This is a genomic window from Colwellia sp. MT41 (genome assembly GCF_001444365.1).
Lineage (GTDB): Bacteria > Pseudomonadota > Gammaproteobacteria > Enterobacterales > Alteromonadaceae > Colwellia > Colwellia marinimaniae.
This window is the reverse complement of sequence record NZ_CP013145.1, coordinates 4,104,921-4,120,848: the sequence shown is the minus strand read 5'-3', so window position 1 is coordinate 4,120,848 and position 15,928 is coordinate 4,104,921. Positions and strand designations below refer to the sequence as shown.

The following is a 15,928-nucleotide window of genomic DNA, read 5'->3' as shown; positions in this document are numbered from 1 at the left end:
CCAGATTAATGAACGAAATTACTCAATTTAAGTATTAAGAAATATAAAGAAGAGAAATAGATATGCAAGATACCTTATCAAACAAAGCTTTGCTCAAAGCCACCGTTATCGCGGTGTTTATTGCCGGCTTAGTGCTGGTAAGTTTTATATTACCGGCAGAATACAATATCGACCCAACAGGTATTGGCGCTAAATTGGGCTTAACCGCTTTAGCTAATCCTAAAGCTGCTGTGGTTAGCGGTGCTGAGACAAAGGCAACTATTGACGTTCCGAAAAGTGTTCAAGCTGCCGATATCATTGAGGTCATTATCCCTGCAGGGCGTGGCCTTGAATTTAAATTTGCCATGGAAAAGTTTAAAAAAATGGAATATCAATGGCAGACTGATGGCGCAGCGATTTTCTTTGATTTACACGGCGAGCCTGAAGGTGATACCACAGGTTATTATGAAAGTTATGCTATTGCCACGTTAGCGGATATGCAGGGTAGCTTTACCACACCTTTTGCTGGTGTGCATGGTTGGTATTGGAAAAATAAATCAGCTCAAGCGGTAGTGATCACACTTACCGTCAGTGGTGAATATAGTGTTATTGGCTTAAAAAAATAGTTATTACAAATTAGCTGGTGATCGAAAGAAAGCGCTTAACAATTTTATCTATATTAAGTGCATATGTTTTGACATTAACGCCTAGCATTGGCAAAGTAATTTTTTAAATGCAAAAAGATAATAATAATGAATCAAATAAGCAGTAAGTCAGTTAAAAATCATCCCTTTAAGCTATCGCCATTAATGGCTGGCATTGTTTTATCCTTGGGCGTAGTCGTCAGTGGTTGTCAAGATGCTAAAACCGTGACACCAAGCAGCGCCAATATAGCTGAATCGACCAGCAATACTGAACAAGTAGTCGCAGTAAATTATGCCGAATTAGCCCAAGAAATCGCTAAAAAATACATTATTACTGATGGCCATATTGATGTGCCATATCGTTTAGAAGATGAATTTGAAAATGTTGCTGAACATACTGAACATGGCGATTTCGATTTTCCAAGAGCAGTTTCTGGCGGTTTAGATGCGCCATTTATGTCGATTTATATTCCAGCCAGACTTGAGAAAAGCGGTGGCAGTAAAGCGCTTGCTGATAAATTGATCACTATGGTTGAAGATATAGTAAAAGCAGCGCCTGATAAATTTGCCTTAGCTTATTCAACGGCTGATGTTAAAGCTAACTTTGCTAAAGGTATCATTTCACTGCCTATGGGTATGGAAAATGGTAGCCCTATTGAAGGTGATTTAGCTAACCTTAAACACTTTTATGACCGCGGCATTCGTTACATTACTTTAACCCACTCAAAAGCGAATCATATCTCTGATTCCTCTTATGATGAAAATCGCCCCGCTGGCGGCTTAACTGATTTTGGTAAAACTTTAGTTGCAGAGATGAATAATATTGGCGTCATGGTTGATGTTGCTCATATCTCAGATGAGGCTTTTTATGATGTCATGGCGATAACTAAGACACCTGTTATCGCTTCACATTCTTCAGCACGTCATTTTACTCCAGGCTTTGAACGTAATATGAGTGATGAGATGATTAAGGCACTGGCGGTAAATGGTGGTGTTATTCAAATCAACTTCGGCTCTAGTTTTATCTCTCAAAAGGCTATTGATTACGGCACGTTACGTAAAGCAGCAATAAAAACTTTTATCACGGAAAACAACCTTGAAAAGGATAGTGATGAAGTTACCACCTTTAAAGCAGCATACAAGATTAGCAATCCATACCCTTTTTCTAGCCTAAGCGATGTGCTTGATCATTTTGACCATGTGGTGAAATTAGTTGGCATTGATTATGTTGGTATTGGCTCTGATTACGACGGAGTTGGTGATAGCTTGCCTACTAACCTAAAAGATGTGGCTTCGTATCCTAACTTGATCGAAGGCTTGTTAAAGCGTGCCTATAGCGAGGCAGATATTGTAAAAATTCTTTCGGGTAACGTGCTGCGTGTCTGGCAAGCTGCTGAGGCTTATGCTGCACAGCATTAGGTGTTAGAAAGTTACTAATCCTCATTAACTCATGTTAACCAGAGTTGATGAGGGCTTTTTTACAAATTAATAATTGCCAATCACTTTGCTTACGAAGCATTGATATTGGTAAATCGAATGCCCTCTATCTTCTAAGTCCTATTATTCTCAGTGGCAATGTCATTCATTAGTAAATGTCGGCAACTTACCGCCCATCATTTTATTTAGCCGCTTATCACTTTTGCCAAGGTAATTTTATATTTTCACTTAATATGGCTTTTAACAAAGGAAGTCACTTAAATATTAGGAAATATATTATGAATAAAACATTTTTAGTCATCAGCTTAATTGCTTCATGTTTATCTTCAATGGCTAACGCAGACGAAATACCAGCTAACAATGCAGCTACTTCTATTGAAGCATTAGGGATTGAGCTAAGCCTAGGCGGTAGTTACACCCAGCTAAAAGGGTTTAGCGGGGAAGGTTATAATATTTCAGCCAAGGTAAATATACTCGAAGGATTAATCAGTAAAGATAAAGAAATCCCGGTGAATTTTTATGGAAAGTTTTCTTATCAAACCAGCCATGATGACAGCGAAAATAATAGCTACTTTGATGAAACCGAGCTAGTACTTGGTGTGGAATACTTATGCTGCCAACAATATAAACTATTTATAGAAGCGGGAGATATAAGGCAGAATTTTGAACAAGGAAATACCAAGCTTTGGCAAGATTATGGTTATGTTTACAGAGCGGGTGTTGACGTTTGGACTGATATATTAACTGTTAATGTTGCATTAGAGCATCGTAATAGCATCACAAGCGATACCGGTTACCGTGCAACGTTAACGACACGTGATGGCTTGTTTACTCTCAGTTATACCGACGTAGGTGATTACCAGTCGTTAATGTTAAACGTTAATAAGCGTTTTTAAGCCAAATAAAAACTACTTTATTCTGAAAGGCTTGGTTATGATAATGCTAACCAAGCCATTGTAAGTGTTAATTTATTATTCACGATATCATTAATCAACAGGTCCGAATAAAACGCTAATGAATACACCAATAAAAATGAATAAACTGTATTACTTCTACCTACTCTCGGGGGCGCTGCTATTTTGGGCTTTTATTTTCTTTTCGGCTCGTTCAGAAAAAGAAGAAATATATTCTGTAGCGCAGCAGCTAAAGATGTTTCTCATCGTAATAATAGGAATAACAGCCATACCACATTTTATTATACGTAAGTACCTTAAAAAAAATGATCAAACCAAGCTGATTAGTTACTTTTTATTAGTACTTATCGCTGCGATTACCCTTACTTTCTTTGTAATAACTTTAGATTTCGTACTAGAACAGATATTTGATATGAAGAACATTTCTAGTAAAAAAGACGATTATTTTTTAGCCGAGTATGGTTTGTTGGGTAAGTTTGCAGAAGGTGTTTTTGCAAGTTTTTTAGTGAACTTACTCTGGTTACTGCTGTATTTAGGAATAACGTCTAACCGAGACAAAAAACTATTGACGCAGCAGCTAACGGAACAACGACTTACCAGTTTGACAAATCAAATCAATCCTCATTTTTTGTTTAATTCACTCAATACAATACGAGGAATGATTTATGAAGATCAAGATAAAGCTGCTGATTTAGTCACCCAGTTATCCTGTTTATTTCGCTACAATTTAGCCATTGATACTAAAGGGGTTACTAGCCTAGAAAACGAGCTTGAAGTGTGCCAGCAATATCTTGCTATTGAAGCTACTCGGCTAGGTTCACGCTTGCAAGTAGAACTAAATATGTCACCAAATACTTTGGCAGTACAAATACCGACAATGGGGCTACTGACCTTAGTTGAAAATGCCATCAAGCATGGTATTGCTAAGCTGAAAAGCGGTGGGCTATTAACTATTCAGGCAACAACTGACCAAGATAAAGTTATTATTGAGGTAAGTAACCCTTATGACATCGACTTACTTGAATCGGGAACTGAAATTGGCTTGGCTAATTTAAAGCAGCGTATCGCATTGATCTATGGCGATGCTGGGAGCATTTTAATTAATAAAACAAACAGTACCTTTAACGTTATGATCACGTTGCCTTATTTGAGGCATGAAAAATGACGGGTAATATCAAGGCCATTATTATTGATGATGAACGCATAGCGCGCCAAGAAATGCTTAGGCTATTAAAAAAACATCCAGAAATTGAGGTGGTCGCACAGGCCGAAAACATAGAACAGGGTGATGAGGTAATTAAAAAGCATAAGCCAGATGTTATTTTTCTCGACATTGAAATGCCCGGAGGTACAGGGCTAACCTTAGCAGAGCAGCTAAACGGAGAAATACCGATAGTTTTTTGTACCGCTTATGATGAATTTGCTGTGGATGCTTTCTCATTAAATGCTATTGATTACTTAGTTAAACCTGTTGTTCCTGCTCGTCTCGCTGACACAATTGCCAAACTATCAATAGCTGAAAACACCTCTGAAAAAACATCTCTTGGTGATGACTTTAAGTTGATGGTTAAATTTATAGATGTTATGAAAATAATCCGCCTCGGCGACATTATTCGCTTTGAGAGTATTGGTAATCATGCAGCAATTTATACGCCTCAAGGTAAAGCCTATCTACATAGCTCTTTAAATAAAATTGAAGAACGCTTAAGTGATAGCTGTTATTTTCGTGCCAGCCGTACGGATATAATACGCTTAGATGCTATTGGAAAATTAGAACTCACGGTGAGCAATGGGTTACTGGCATATTTAACCGATGGTAGCCAAGTGGAGCTCTCACGCCGACAAGCGAGTAAGTTAAAGTTACAGCTAGGTTTTCCATCTTAATAGTTTGGCGAATGCAAGTTTAGCATTATTCCGTTATATCAAGTAATCGATGAACTATTTGATGGTTTTTACTTACAAGACAAACGGTTGCTTGACGGTGTCACTGAAAAATTAAACTTATTAAGTACAATCGCTCAAACTAATAAATTTCTGAGTTACCGCTGTTTTAAAGTTATGCGAAGGTCATCCTTAAGGTAACAACTCAATGGCGCGAACTTGTAATATTGCTTCGCCGCCGTCTTTGTCGGTCAAACTTGGTGTTAAATAAATAGCATCTATATGTTCGGGTAATAAGCCAATATCTGTTGAACTAGCAGGGGTCCATTCTGGTCGATAGAAGTCTTTTAAATCGACTTCTTGCGTAGTCCATTGTCGCGCGGGCGGCAATTTTATTTGATAATGGGCATAACTTTGATCACCATTTTTGCCATATTCTTGCTGTGATAACTTAATTAACAGTGGCGTATCACATTGATACGTTAGACGTATTTTTTTTATGCCCGTTAATGAAGCGCTAGGTAATTTATGAATCAATTCAATCCATGAATTACGCTTTTCATCAATACGCGGTACACGCTTAAATTTTATCCAGATGCCACCATGTCTAATGAGTTTTTCATTAATGATAGCCTCACTGCCATAAGGGTCAGTGTCATAAGTCCATTGGTTTCTATCTAGTGCGGCATAAGTAGTCTCTGCTTGGACGGCAGTTGCTGCTAAAAGTAGTAAACTCACCATGCTAGTACGCAGTGTAGCGCTGAGAAAATTCATATTAATCCTGTAAAGTAAGGTGCGAACTGGGTGATAAAAAATAAGCTGGTCTTGTACGTTATACTCTAGCAAAATACGGGCACATTGTTTTACTAGCACTCGCGTGATTTTTTGCCGCAGGCACGAGCAATGTGCGCGTTAATATTCTGCTATTGCCAGTCGGTGAGGCCATATTTTGCTAATATCTTCTTTAACCTGCCGCTTTGCCTCAGCGTTATTAAGCCGCTATCAAATATCTTTACTAGTTTTTTACTGAGCAAAGATGAAAAGCCTAAATACAGCGGAGTAAAATCACCTTGGGTTCCGGCATAAATAATGCCTTTTTTTTCTCCTTTGGCTAGTTGGTATTGCACGGTAAATCGAGAGTCTAATAATATATCTAATCGGCCCATTTGTAGCATTTTTAACTGCTTTACTAGTGGCGAGTTACCACTGGCCGCAAAAACATGTTCGCTTTGTGCTTTGAGAAAACGGCTGAATTCTGCGCCATATTGATAACCATTAATGGTACCTAAAATAGCGTTACCTGTTAATGTCGCTGATAAGTGAGTCATACTCTGAAAGCGCCAAGGGTTATCTGCTCTGACATAAAAATCATTATATAAGCCAGCAAAGTTTAACTGACTTTGCTGAAGTTGATAACGTTCAATATGTTGTGGTGTTAAGGCGAGTACTATATCGACTTTGTTTTTTTGCGCTAGCTTTAATGCTCGAGCTAATGGCATTAAAGAAAAGGTTAACTTTATTTCGTTATCTCTAGCTATCTCCTTGACTATTTCCACCAAGAAACCCGGTAAATCTTGCTCGTCACACACATAAGGGCACCATTCATCAGAGACAACTACTAAGGCCTTAGCTTGTACAGCAGCGTTCGACAAAGTTAGCCATAGCAAGCACAATATCAGGCAGCCCGGTAATAACTTGTTAGTGATTTTAATCATGATGTTCTTTTCAAGCTAAAGTGTTGTCGTGCTATCAGTAACTACTAATGTTGCTGATAAAGATAAGTGATAGCCGTAAGTAGCCCCGAGGCCACTTACGGCTAATGAACTAAGCTGCCACTGTTTTTATACTGTTTGCACGCCATAAATAATAAAGCACAGGCAATACTAGCAAGGTTAATAACATAGCACTTGCCATGCCACCAACCATAGGGGCGGCAATACGACTCATCACTTCTGAGCCGGTACCTGAGCCATATAATATTGGTAATAAACCGACAATGACTGTGCCGCCGGTCATCATAATAGGTCTAATTCTTAACCCCGCACCACGCAGCACGGCTTGTAATATTTGCTCTTTGGTGGTGGTTTTTCCTTGGGCCGCATTGTCAGCCAATAAGGCGTGATAAGCTTGGTTTAAGTACACCAGCATGATGACACCAATTTCTACTGCTACGCCGGCCAAGGCGATAAAACCGACACCTACTGCAACCGAGAAATTGAAGCCTTGTAAATACATTAGCCAAATACTGCCGACCATAGCGAGGGGTAGTGTGCCTAAAATCATCGCCACTTCAATAACATTACGGAAGCTTAAATACAGCAATACTATGATAATGGCTAATGTTAACGGTACCACATAAGTGAGTTTAGCTTTTGCCCGTTGCATGTATTCATATTGACCCGCCCAAGTAATAGAGTAGCCAGCGGGTAATTTTAGCTGAGCATCAACCACTTTCTGAGCGTTTTCAACATAAGTGCCAACGTCTATGTCTTCTATATCAATAAAAGTCCAGCCATTTAAGCGCGCATTTTCTGACTTGATACCTGGAGGACCATCTTCAATAAATATATGAGCAACATCACCAAGGGAAATCCGTTGGCCATTGGGGGTAACTATCGGCAATAGCGATAGCTGCTCAGGGGAATTACGATAATCTTGCGGGTAACGTAAATTGACTGGATAACGCTCTAAGCCTTCAACGGTAGTGGTAACATTCATGCCGCCAATTGCCGTCGCGATTACTTGCTGAATATCACTAATATTTAAGCCATAACGAGCCGCCTTGGCTCGTTGAATATCAACTTTAATATAGCGACCACCCGCGACACGTTCCGAGTAGACCGAAGCTGTGCCGGGTACGTCAGCTAAAATAACTTCCAGTTGCTGTCCTATTTCTTGAATAACCTTGAGTTTAGGCCCTGCTATTTTGATACCTACCGGAGTTTTGATGCCGGTTGCTAACATGTCTATACGCGTTTTTATCGGCATAACCCAAGCATTGGTGACTCCAGGTAACTTCACTAAGGAATCAAGCTCTTTTTTCAAGCTAGCGGTAGTAACGCCTTCTCGCCATTCACTTTTTGGCTTGAACTGGATAAAGGTTTCTATCATGGTTAAGGGCGCCGGATCCGTGGCCGTTTCAGCGCGGCCCACTTTGCCAAAAACAGTTTTTACTTCAGGTACGGTTTTAATCAGCTTATTGGTTTGTTGTAACAGCTGCCTTGCTTGGCCAATAGAAATACCCGGATAGGTAGTTGGCATATACATTAAGTCGCCTTCATCAAGGGGCGGAATAAATTCGCTACCTATTTTATCTAACGGATATAAACCTATGAGCAGCACCACAACGGCGGCTGATAAGGTAATCTTAGGCGAATGTAACACTGCCTTGAGCGCTGGCATGTAGAGTGATGTTAAAAATCTATTGACCGGATTTTTATGCTCAGCGAGCACTTTGCCGCGAATAAAATAGCCCATCAATACCGGTACCAAAGTAATAGCTAAGGCCGCCGATGCCGCCATGGCATAAGTTTTGGTGTAGGCCAGGGGCGAAAACATTCGACCTTCTTGCGCCTCAAGAGTAAATACCGGCACAAAACTGACCGTGATAATCAACAAACTAAAAAACAGTGCTGGGCCTACTTCACAAGCGGCATCGGTGACAATTTGCCAACGATTCTCATCGGTTAATGGCGTCTTCTCTATATGTTTATGCATGTTTTCGATCATAACAATAGCGCCATCAACCATAGCGCCAATGGCAATAGCAATACCACCAAGAGACATAATGTTGGCGTTTAAACCTTGGGCATGCATGACAATAAAGGCCGTTAAAATACCGACAGGAATGCTAATTATCACCACTAAAGATGAGCGAAAATGAAAGAGAAAAATAACGCAGACTAAGGCAACGACAGCAAATTCTTCTAACAGTTTCATCGCTAGGTTTTCCACCGCACGCTCAATCAAGGCTGATCTGTCATAAACGGTGATAATTTCTACACCATCAGGTAGGCCTTTTTTTAGCTGCTCAAGCTTAGCTTTAACGCCTTTAATAACCTCTTGGGCATTTTCGCCAAAGCGCATTACCACAATACCACCGACGACTTCACCTTCACCATTGAGCTCGGCAATACCGCGGCGCATTTGTGGCCCTGTGCCAATTTGAGCGACATCTTTTAATAATAAAGGCGTACCATTTTCATTGACGCCAAGGGGAATGTTTTCCAGATCCTCAACACTTTTGATATAACCGGTGGCGCGCACCATATATTCGGCTTCGGCCATTTCCACTACCGAGGCACCAATTTCTTGGTTACCTTGTTGGATCGCCGTTTGGATCAGCGATAGAGGAATACCAAAGGCGCGTAATTTATCGGGATCAATTTGTACCTGATATTGCTTAACCATGCCACCGAGTGTGGCTATTTCAGAAACCCCTTTTACTGTTTGTAATTCAAACTTTAAAAACCAATCTTGTAAACTACGTAGTTGGCTTAGATCATGTTGACCCGTTTTATCAACCAGTGCATATAGGTAAACCCAGCCAACTCCTGTGGCATCAGGGCCTAGTTGTGGCCTAGCTTCGCTAGGTAAACTAGGGCCTACTTGGCTTAAATATTCTAAAACGCGAGAGCGTGCCCAATAAAGGTCGGTATCTTCGTCGAAAATAACATAAACGTAAGAATCGCCAAAAAAGGAGTAACCACGTACAGTTACCGCGCCAGGTACCGATAACATGGCAGTGGTTAATGGATAAGTTACTTGTTCTTCAACAACTTGTGGTGCTTGGCCAGGGTAGCTGGTTTTGATGATAACTTGCACATCAGATAAATCAGGCAGGGCATCAATCGGGGTGTTTTTTACTGAATATAAACCAACACCCACGAGTATCATGGTGGCCAGTATGACAAAGAAGCGATTGTTTACCGACCAGCGAATAATAGCTGTAATCATTACAGACCTCCTTTAAGCATGAGTGCCTGAGGCATTTCCTCAGGCATGTTATGTTTCATGCTTGAGTTCATTGCCATAGCGCTAACAATAATGAATTCACCGTGATGAATTTCGAAGGTGAACATCAAATAAGCATCGACAGTAAAAAGTGTCATATCAACATTTTCTGCGACTATGAAGTCAACAGTCGCCGCTGCTCGACCCCATTTTTCGATGGCTTCACGGTGTAGAGTAACCATGCGGTGGGCTGACATAACCGAGCTTACTGTGCCATTTACCGTGGCACTGCTGACGGGTTTGTCACCATTTTGTTCAATATTAATAATGCGATAATCGTTGTCACTGACTTTTTCAATCTCAACACGGATAGTCATATCTGCTTTTAGTTGAGAAAAGTCGACTGAGTCTAAAGCGATAAAGTCCATGGTCATTTCTGGCCAGTCCCATGCTGGGATAGCCGGGTGAGCTAAAGTTAGCATCTTATGATCTGCCATTAGGCTAACTATGCTGGCATCGACCCACACTGTGCTGGGCACTGAATCATGGTTCATACGTTTAAAGTCAGAGGTTTTACTCGATTCAGAGTCGAGTAAAAATTGCGCCGAACTAACCACTTTTTCACCTGCGCTCAGGCCGGATAATATTTCCACATGATGGCTATCAAAACGTCCAACACTAACGGCGATAGATTTAAAGTTTCCTTCGCCCAGGGCTAATACCACACGGTCTTGATTGCCGGTGCGAATTAGCGCCTCTTTGGGTATTAATAGTGCTTTTTCATCACTGCTAGTATGAATGGTAATTTGCGCAAACATATTAGGCTTAAATTCACCATTTTCATTGTTAAAGCGCAACCTGACTTTTACCGTGCGGGTTTTTGCATCTAAGATGGGGTAAACGTAATCTATCTTACCTTGCCAGGTTTTACCCGGTAAATAATCTAGGCTCATGGTCACCGCTGTGCCTTGTACTACTTGATTTGCCTGGCGCTCAAATACTTCGGCAACCACCCAAACTTGTGATAAATCACCAATAGACATTAAGGTTGAACCAGGCTTAACAAAAAAACCTTCCCGTATTTCTAGGCTTTCAATGACGCCATTTTGTGGCGCATAAAAGGTAATGTTTTGTTGCACCTTATGCGTTTTTTTAAGCTTTTTAATGGCTGATTTTGGTAATTGTAGCGCCACTAAGCGGTTTTCTGCCGCGGTAATTAAACGGCTATTTTTTCGGTCTATGGCGAGTAAAAACTCTTCTTGGGCATTGACTAGCTCAGGAGAATAAATATCATACAGTGGCTGGCCTTTTTTTACTGCATCGCCAATGGCTTTAACATAAAGTTTTTCTATCCAGCCTTCTACTCTAGGATGAATATGTACTAAGGTATCTTCATCAAAGGTGACATAACCTACGGTATCAATTTGTGTATGTAATATTTTAACTTCGGCAATTACGGTACGAACACCTAAGTTATTAACGACATTGGGGGAAATACGAATAGTGCCGACACCTTCATCTGGCCCTGAACCATCGTCAGCATAATAGGGGATTAAATCCATACCCATAGGTGACTTTCCGGCTTTATCGCGACGATAATTAGCATCCATAGGGGCAACCCAATAAAGCGGCTCACTGCTGGCACTACTGTCGCTATTAGTTAGGTTACTTTGGGGCGTGAATATGGTGTAAGCCGTTACGGTAAGAGCGGCACCAAAAATTAAGCCAACTAGACTGGCTTTAACTGTTGAGGTTTTAGTTGCTGTCATTATTGTTCTCCCGCTATGTTATTGGCGGTACTTAACGAGCCAACAAATAAGTAATTTAATTCTAAAATAAGCTTTTGCTCTGCGACCTGAATGCCTAAGTCGTCAATTTTGGCATTGAGCACAGCAATACGTGAACGCACTACTTCAGCAAAGTCACCGTAATCATTGGTGTAAGCGGTTAATGACGCTTCTGCCTGATCTTCAACTTGTGGTAAAAGTCGCGTTCGGTAGAGAATTTTTCGTTCTTCTAAGCGTAATAAACGGCCTTTGGCACTTGAAAAAGCACCCAGTAGTTGACGTAATAACAGTATTTTTTCTGTTTTCACCGCCTCAGTTTTTGAAATTGCGGATTTTACCACCATATCTTGGCGGTTTTCAGTAAACAGCGGCAAATCGAAGGTGATGCCAACAGAGAGGAAATCTGAGCGGCTATTACCCATAGGGTCATTACCACGATAACCATAACTGGCATTAACTCCCCACTCGGGTTGATATTGCTGCTCGGCTAAGTGAATGCCGGTTTTACTGGCAGATATTTTTTTATCCAGCGCAAATACGGCGGGGTGATTAGCAAAGTGTTTTGCGAGCACTTCCACAGACAACCAAGTTTTACCATAAACAAGCTTGTTATTGAGTAAATCAAGTTGTGGTAATTGCTGGGCTAATTGTATGTTGTGCAGTTGGCTAATAGCATCTTGCTGGCTATTGGCACTGGTAGTAAAAGCCGTCGATAGCCATTGCGCCAACATACCCAAATAGGCATTTTTTTGTTGCGCTAATATATCTAACCTGTCATCGAGGCGAGTTAATTCAAGTTGCGCTCGAACAATATCTTGTTGGCTGGTCTTGCCTAAGGCAGAAGAGTAACTGGCTTGAGCGACATCAGCTAATTGTTCGAACAAAGAACGATTTTTTTCAATAAGGCTAATACTTTGCTGAACCCGAAAGGCATCAAGCCATAAGGTACCTACGGTAACGGCGATTTTAGCTTTTCGGTCGGCCCGTTGAAAAGGGTAAGCTTCACTTTCAATACGTAATTGTTGATTTTTAATGGCCAGGCTATCGCCACGTGGAAACATCTGGGTAATACCTACCTTAAGCTGGGTCATACCTTCTTGATAAAAATCAAAGCCATCGGTTGGTAAATTTGCCAGCCCAATGGACATTTTGGGATCTGGCATACTAGCCGCAGCATGACTCATGGCCTCAACTGCTTGTTGCAGATGTTTATTTCCCGTTAGCCAAGGGTCATTTTTTTGCGCGGTTGTCACTGCGCTATTAAATGACAAAATTTGTTCATTGTTAGCCGCTTGACTCATTGGGCTAACGCTAAAAAGGCAACTTAAGGCTATGGCACTGGCAACTGAGCTTATTTTGGTCTGACTTGGTTTATTGCTAATCATTAGAATTGCTCCTGATAATTATTAAGCTCGGCGTAAATACCATAACTACCGTCAGCGTTAAGTAAAATGACTTGGTAGGGCATAAATTTATCCCCTATTTCCATACCAGGTGTACCAATTGGCATAGCGGGTACCGATAAACCAAGGGCATTTTTGGGTGGCTGAGCTAAAAACTGATGAATGAATTTAGCCGGTACATGACCTTCAAAAACATAGCCGTCTTTTGACACTGCGGTATGACATGAACGATATTGCGGCGCTATGCCCTTAGCTTGCTTGAAGGCCGATAAATTTTCGTGGTTATGAGCTTTAGTGGTAAAACCGTGTTGCTCAATATGATCTATCCATTTCTCACAACAACCACAAGTAGGGCTTTTATACACTGTAAGTATCGGGTGCAGTGTCGTAGTTTGCGTGGTTGCTATTGCTGATGTGAAAGCTACTGGCGTTGCCCGGTCAATTTTTGGCGGGGTCACTTTCTGCTTAGCTACGGGCGTTGATTGCGTGTTTTGTTCTGAACAAGCACTAAGCAGTAATAAGCTAGCGAAAAGGCTAATAGCTATAGTGGCTTTAACGGGAAAAGAAAATGAAAACATAACTCCCTCCTTGGGGGAAAATTTAACAATATGAGTACTTAAGGTAATTACCGTACTTTGTCGTGATTGATTCTAAAATTTATATATTTTTTAATACGTTTAATGCTGGAACTGCTTAACGGCCAACCGATAAGGTGTGCTTTGTTAAATACTTTAGCAATAAACTTTAGACGTAATGAGGCTGTGTTTAGCTCAGAATAGGAGGTCGATAAAGGGAGGTAAGGGTATTACTGGCAATAAAAGCACTAGAGGAAACTATCTTATTCGCTATGGCAATTTCAGTGTGGTAATTAATAATGGCTGTAAATGCTGAGATGGTAGAGCAACCACTGGTTAAGCAGTCACATTCTTGCGCACAACATTCTTCTGTAGCTGTTGTTTCGCAAGATGTTGTACTGAGTGTTGATTCATCGCACTCAGACATAGCGCTCATTTGGTGTTTTGAGTTAACTGCCATTGCCATATGCTGATGTGGACTTTTTGCCGATGACATACCAGGCATAGACTGCATACTGGTCATGCTATAAAACATAGTCATTGATGCCACTGATTGAGCAATAAAGATCAAACACAGTAATATCACCAGCAATGTTTTATTTAAAAATGTAGGCACAAGCACACTTAAATTATGAAATAACTATTATTATTCTAGCATTAATAAAAACATAATATCAATAACTAGCTATTTGTTATCTTGCCATTTTTACCTTGGCTCAGGTAATACCCATGCTAATTACAATGGCTACTAGTTAATAAATAAGGGCTTTTCGGCTATGGGCGGTAGTTACAGCATCACCAGTGGTATGGTGATGATCCCGTTTATGTTTGGTGTTGGTATTATTTTTTATAACAGTAAAAACCCCATTGGCTGAGTCTTAGCTTTAGCACCATGACGTCATTTGATTTAATTGTTATCTTAGTTTTGGCAATGGGTGGCTTAGGTTTGTTTTTACGCTCGTTGAAGAAAATTGATGCCGCCTTGCCAGCTGACTAATATTGATTAATTAGCAGTAATCGCAGCGAATAATGTCTCGCTGGGCAGTGAATTTTGAGGGTATAAATAATATTTTCAACTCCGCTATTGGATAACTGTTTAGCTGCTGTTTTGATTAGATTTAGTTATGATTTAGCTTTAATGAATTAGCGTTTATAAGCTATAAATTGACCTATTACCGAAAAAAGTTGCTTGAATGACGTGATTTTTTGTGTAACATAAAAGTGATTCTTATTCTTCGTGAGTTACCATGTTACCAACGTTCACTAAAGCCTTAATGGTATTGCTACTGTGTTTGACCTTTATCGGTCAAGTCATGGCGTCTACCCTTATGCCTTATCATATGATGAATATGATGAATATGAATGAAGTGACAATGCAGCAACAATCTCATGATATGGCCATGATGGCTGACAATGCTGAGCAAATGGCGAGTGATAGTGCAACTGCAACGAATGATTGCTGCACCAATGACTGTGAATGTTTAATTGCTGGTTGCTCAACATTTGCAGCATTGAGCCAAACTGCTCAAACAGAGTTTAATATGGCCTCTGCTTCGAAGATTCACTGCATTACCACATCAGCTCTGAGCCAATACCTAACCTCCCTATACCGACCGCCAATATTGAGTTAAATAGAGCATAAATGTGTCCAGAATTTGGTTCATTTACTGCGCTAGCTCATACCAAACAGAGCAATATATTAGTCCGATTGGTATTACCTCAGGCACCTTGACGGCTACGTCAATTCAAAGTTTTTCTAAAGAAAACTCTGCTATTTTTAATAGTAGCTTTTGAAAAAATAGGTTATCAACCCATATTTGATAACTTGCCTTGTCGCCATGTTTTTTATTGCTCTTTAAAGCAATATTAGCACTGACATTACTTATAAAACTGCACGTTATAGCAGTACGTTTACCTTGTTAAACAACACCTAGGAACACACATGAATACCATTAAATTATTACTTACGATTACTTTATTATTTATTTCTTCATCGGTATTAGCACATGCCGGCTTAAAAACTTCATTACCAAAAGACGGCGCTATGTTAATGGCAAGTCCAAAAGTGTTGCAGTTGGTTTTTACTAAGGATGTTCGCTTAGTGAAACTTACCCTGGCCGATAAAAGTGGTGCTCTGCTGCCCATTGAGTTTAAACCTTCAACCACAGCAGCGAGCTCTTATAAGCTTGTTTTACCCAATTTACCGAGCAGCAACTACCAAGTTAATTGGACTGTTATGGGCATGGATGCTCATAAAATGAAAGGAAAATTTACCTTTATGGTTCATGGGGCAGCTACCAAGGTAATGAACAACCATAAAGAAAAGCCATCTAATGGTCAGCATAATCATTAGGA

Annotated in this window: 14 protein-coding genes and 1 pseudogene; 8 read left to right on the top strand and 7 right to left on the bottom strand. The window is 40.3% G+C overall.

Features of this window, described 5'->3' with window-relative positions:
• The first annotated feature begins 62 nt into the window (after positions 1 to 62).
• From CMT41_RS17440 to CMT41_RS17420, 5 genes are all read left to right on the top strand, one after another.
• Positions 63 to 605, top strand: coding sequence for a hypothetical protein (locus CMT41_RS17440; protein ID WP_058027980.1), 543 nt, complete (start codon positions 63 to 65; stop codon positions 603 to 605).
• A 126-nt stretch (positions 606 to 731) separates the two neighbouring features.
• Positions 732 to 2,042 (top strand): dipeptidase, encoded by a 1,311-nt coding sequence (locus CMT41_RS17435; RefSeq protein ID WP_083494321.1) that lies wholly within the window; start codon positions 732 to 734, stop codon positions 2,040 to 2,042.
• A gap of 296 nt (positions 2,043 to 2,338) precedes the next feature.
• Positions 2,339 to 2,956: a hypothetical protein gene (locus CMT41_RS17430; RefSeq protein WP_058027979.1), complete on the top strand. Its 618-nt coding sequence runs from the start codon at positions 2,339 to 2,341 to the stop codon at positions 2,954 to 2,956.
• Between the two features lie 430 nt (positions 2,957 to 3,386).
• Positions 3,387 to 4,139, top strand: coding sequence for a sensor histidine kinase (locus tag CMT41_RS17425; protein WP_198149761.1), 753 nt, complete (start codon positions 3,387 to 3,389; stop codon positions 4,137 to 4,139).
• The gene (locus CMT41_RS17420) at positions 4,136 to 4,858 is read left to right on the top strand and encodes a LytR/AlgR family response regulator transcription factor (RefSeq protein WP_058027977.1); all 723 of its coding nucleotides are present in this window, start codon (positions 4,136 to 4,138) and stop codon (positions 4,856 to 4,858) included. The genes CMT41_RS17425 and CMT41_RS17420 overlap by 4 nt, the downstream gene beginning before the upstream one ends.
• 189 nt (positions 4,859 to 5,047) lie before the next feature.
• Here CMT41_RS17420 and CMT41_RS17415 read toward each other — a convergent pair whose 3' ends face one another.
• The 7 genes from CMT41_RS17415 to CMT41_RS17385 form a co-directional block, all read right to left on the bottom strand.
• Positions 5,048 to 5,629, bottom strand: a complete 582-nt coding sequence (locus tag CMT41_RS17415; protein ID WP_057183160.1) for a hypothetical protein — start codon at positions 5,627 to 5,629, stop codon at positions 5,048 to 5,050.
• 149 nt (positions 5,630 to 5,778) lie between these two features.
• Positions 5,779 to 6,570, bottom strand: coding sequence for a substrate-binding periplasmic protein (locus CMT41_RS17410; protein WP_058027976.1), 792 nt, complete (start codon positions 6,568 to 6,570; stop codon positions 5,779 to 5,781).
• A 109-nt stretch (positions 6,571 to 6,679) separates the two neighbouring features.
• On the bottom strand, positions 6,680 to 9,811 hold the full coding sequence (locus CMT41_RS17405) for an efflux RND transporter permease subunit (protein WP_058027975.1): 3,132 nt from the start codon (positions 9,809 to 9,811) through the stop codon (positions 6,680 to 6,682).
• Entirely contained in the window at positions 9,811 to 11,577 is a 1,767-nt protein-coding gene (locus CMT41_RS17400; RefSeq protein ID WP_058027974.1) for an efflux RND transporter periplasmic adaptor subunit, read from the bottom strand. Before CMT41_RS17400 ends, CMT41_RS17405 begins: the two co-directional genes overlap by 1 nt.
• Positions 11,577 to 12,980, bottom strand: coding sequence for a TolC family protein (locus CMT41_RS17395; RefSeq protein WP_058027973.1), 1,404 nt, complete (start codon positions 12,978 to 12,980; stop codon positions 11,577 to 11,579). The genes CMT41_RS17400 and CMT41_RS17395 overlap by 1 nt, the downstream gene beginning before the upstream one ends.
• Complete coding sequence (locus tag CMT41_RS17390) at positions 12,980 to 13,576, bottom strand: DUF411 domain-containing protein (protein WP_058027972.1); 597 nt, start codon at positions 13,574 to 13,576, stop codon at positions 12,980 to 12,982. Before CMT41_RS17390 ends, CMT41_RS17395 begins: the two co-directional genes overlap by 1 nt.
• A 187-nt stretch (positions 13,577 to 13,763) precedes the next feature.
• Complete coding sequence (locus tag CMT41_RS17385; RefSeq protein WP_058027971.1) at positions 13,764 to 14,189, bottom strand: hypothetical protein; 426 nt, start codon at positions 14,187 to 14,189, stop codon at positions 13,764 to 13,766.
• Between the two features lie 154 nt (positions 14,190 to 14,343).
• Between CMT41_RS17385 and CMT41_RS17380 the strand changes: the two are divergent.
• The 3 genes and pseudogenes from CMT41_RS17380 to CMT41_RS17370 all read left to right on the top strand — a co-directional run.
• Positions 14,344 to 14,570 (top strand): annotated as a pseudogene (locus CMT41_RS17380) (hypothetical protein); the annotation flags it as partial.
• A 250-nt stretch (positions 14,571 to 14,820) separates the two neighbouring features.
• Positions 14,821 to 15,204, top strand: coding sequence for a CopL family metal-binding regulatory protein (locus tag CMT41_RS17375; protein WP_057183146.1), 384 nt, complete (start codon positions 14,821 to 14,823; stop codon positions 15,202 to 15,204).
• 311 nt (positions 15,205 to 15,515) lie between these two features.
• The gene (locus tag CMT41_RS17370; RefSeq protein WP_231733103.1) at positions 15,516 to 15,926 is read left to right on the top strand and encodes a copper resistance CopC family protein; all 411 of its coding nucleotides are present in this window, start codon (positions 15,516 to 15,518) and stop codon (positions 15,924 to 15,926) included.
• Positions 15,927 to 15,928: the final 2 nt, after the last annotated feature.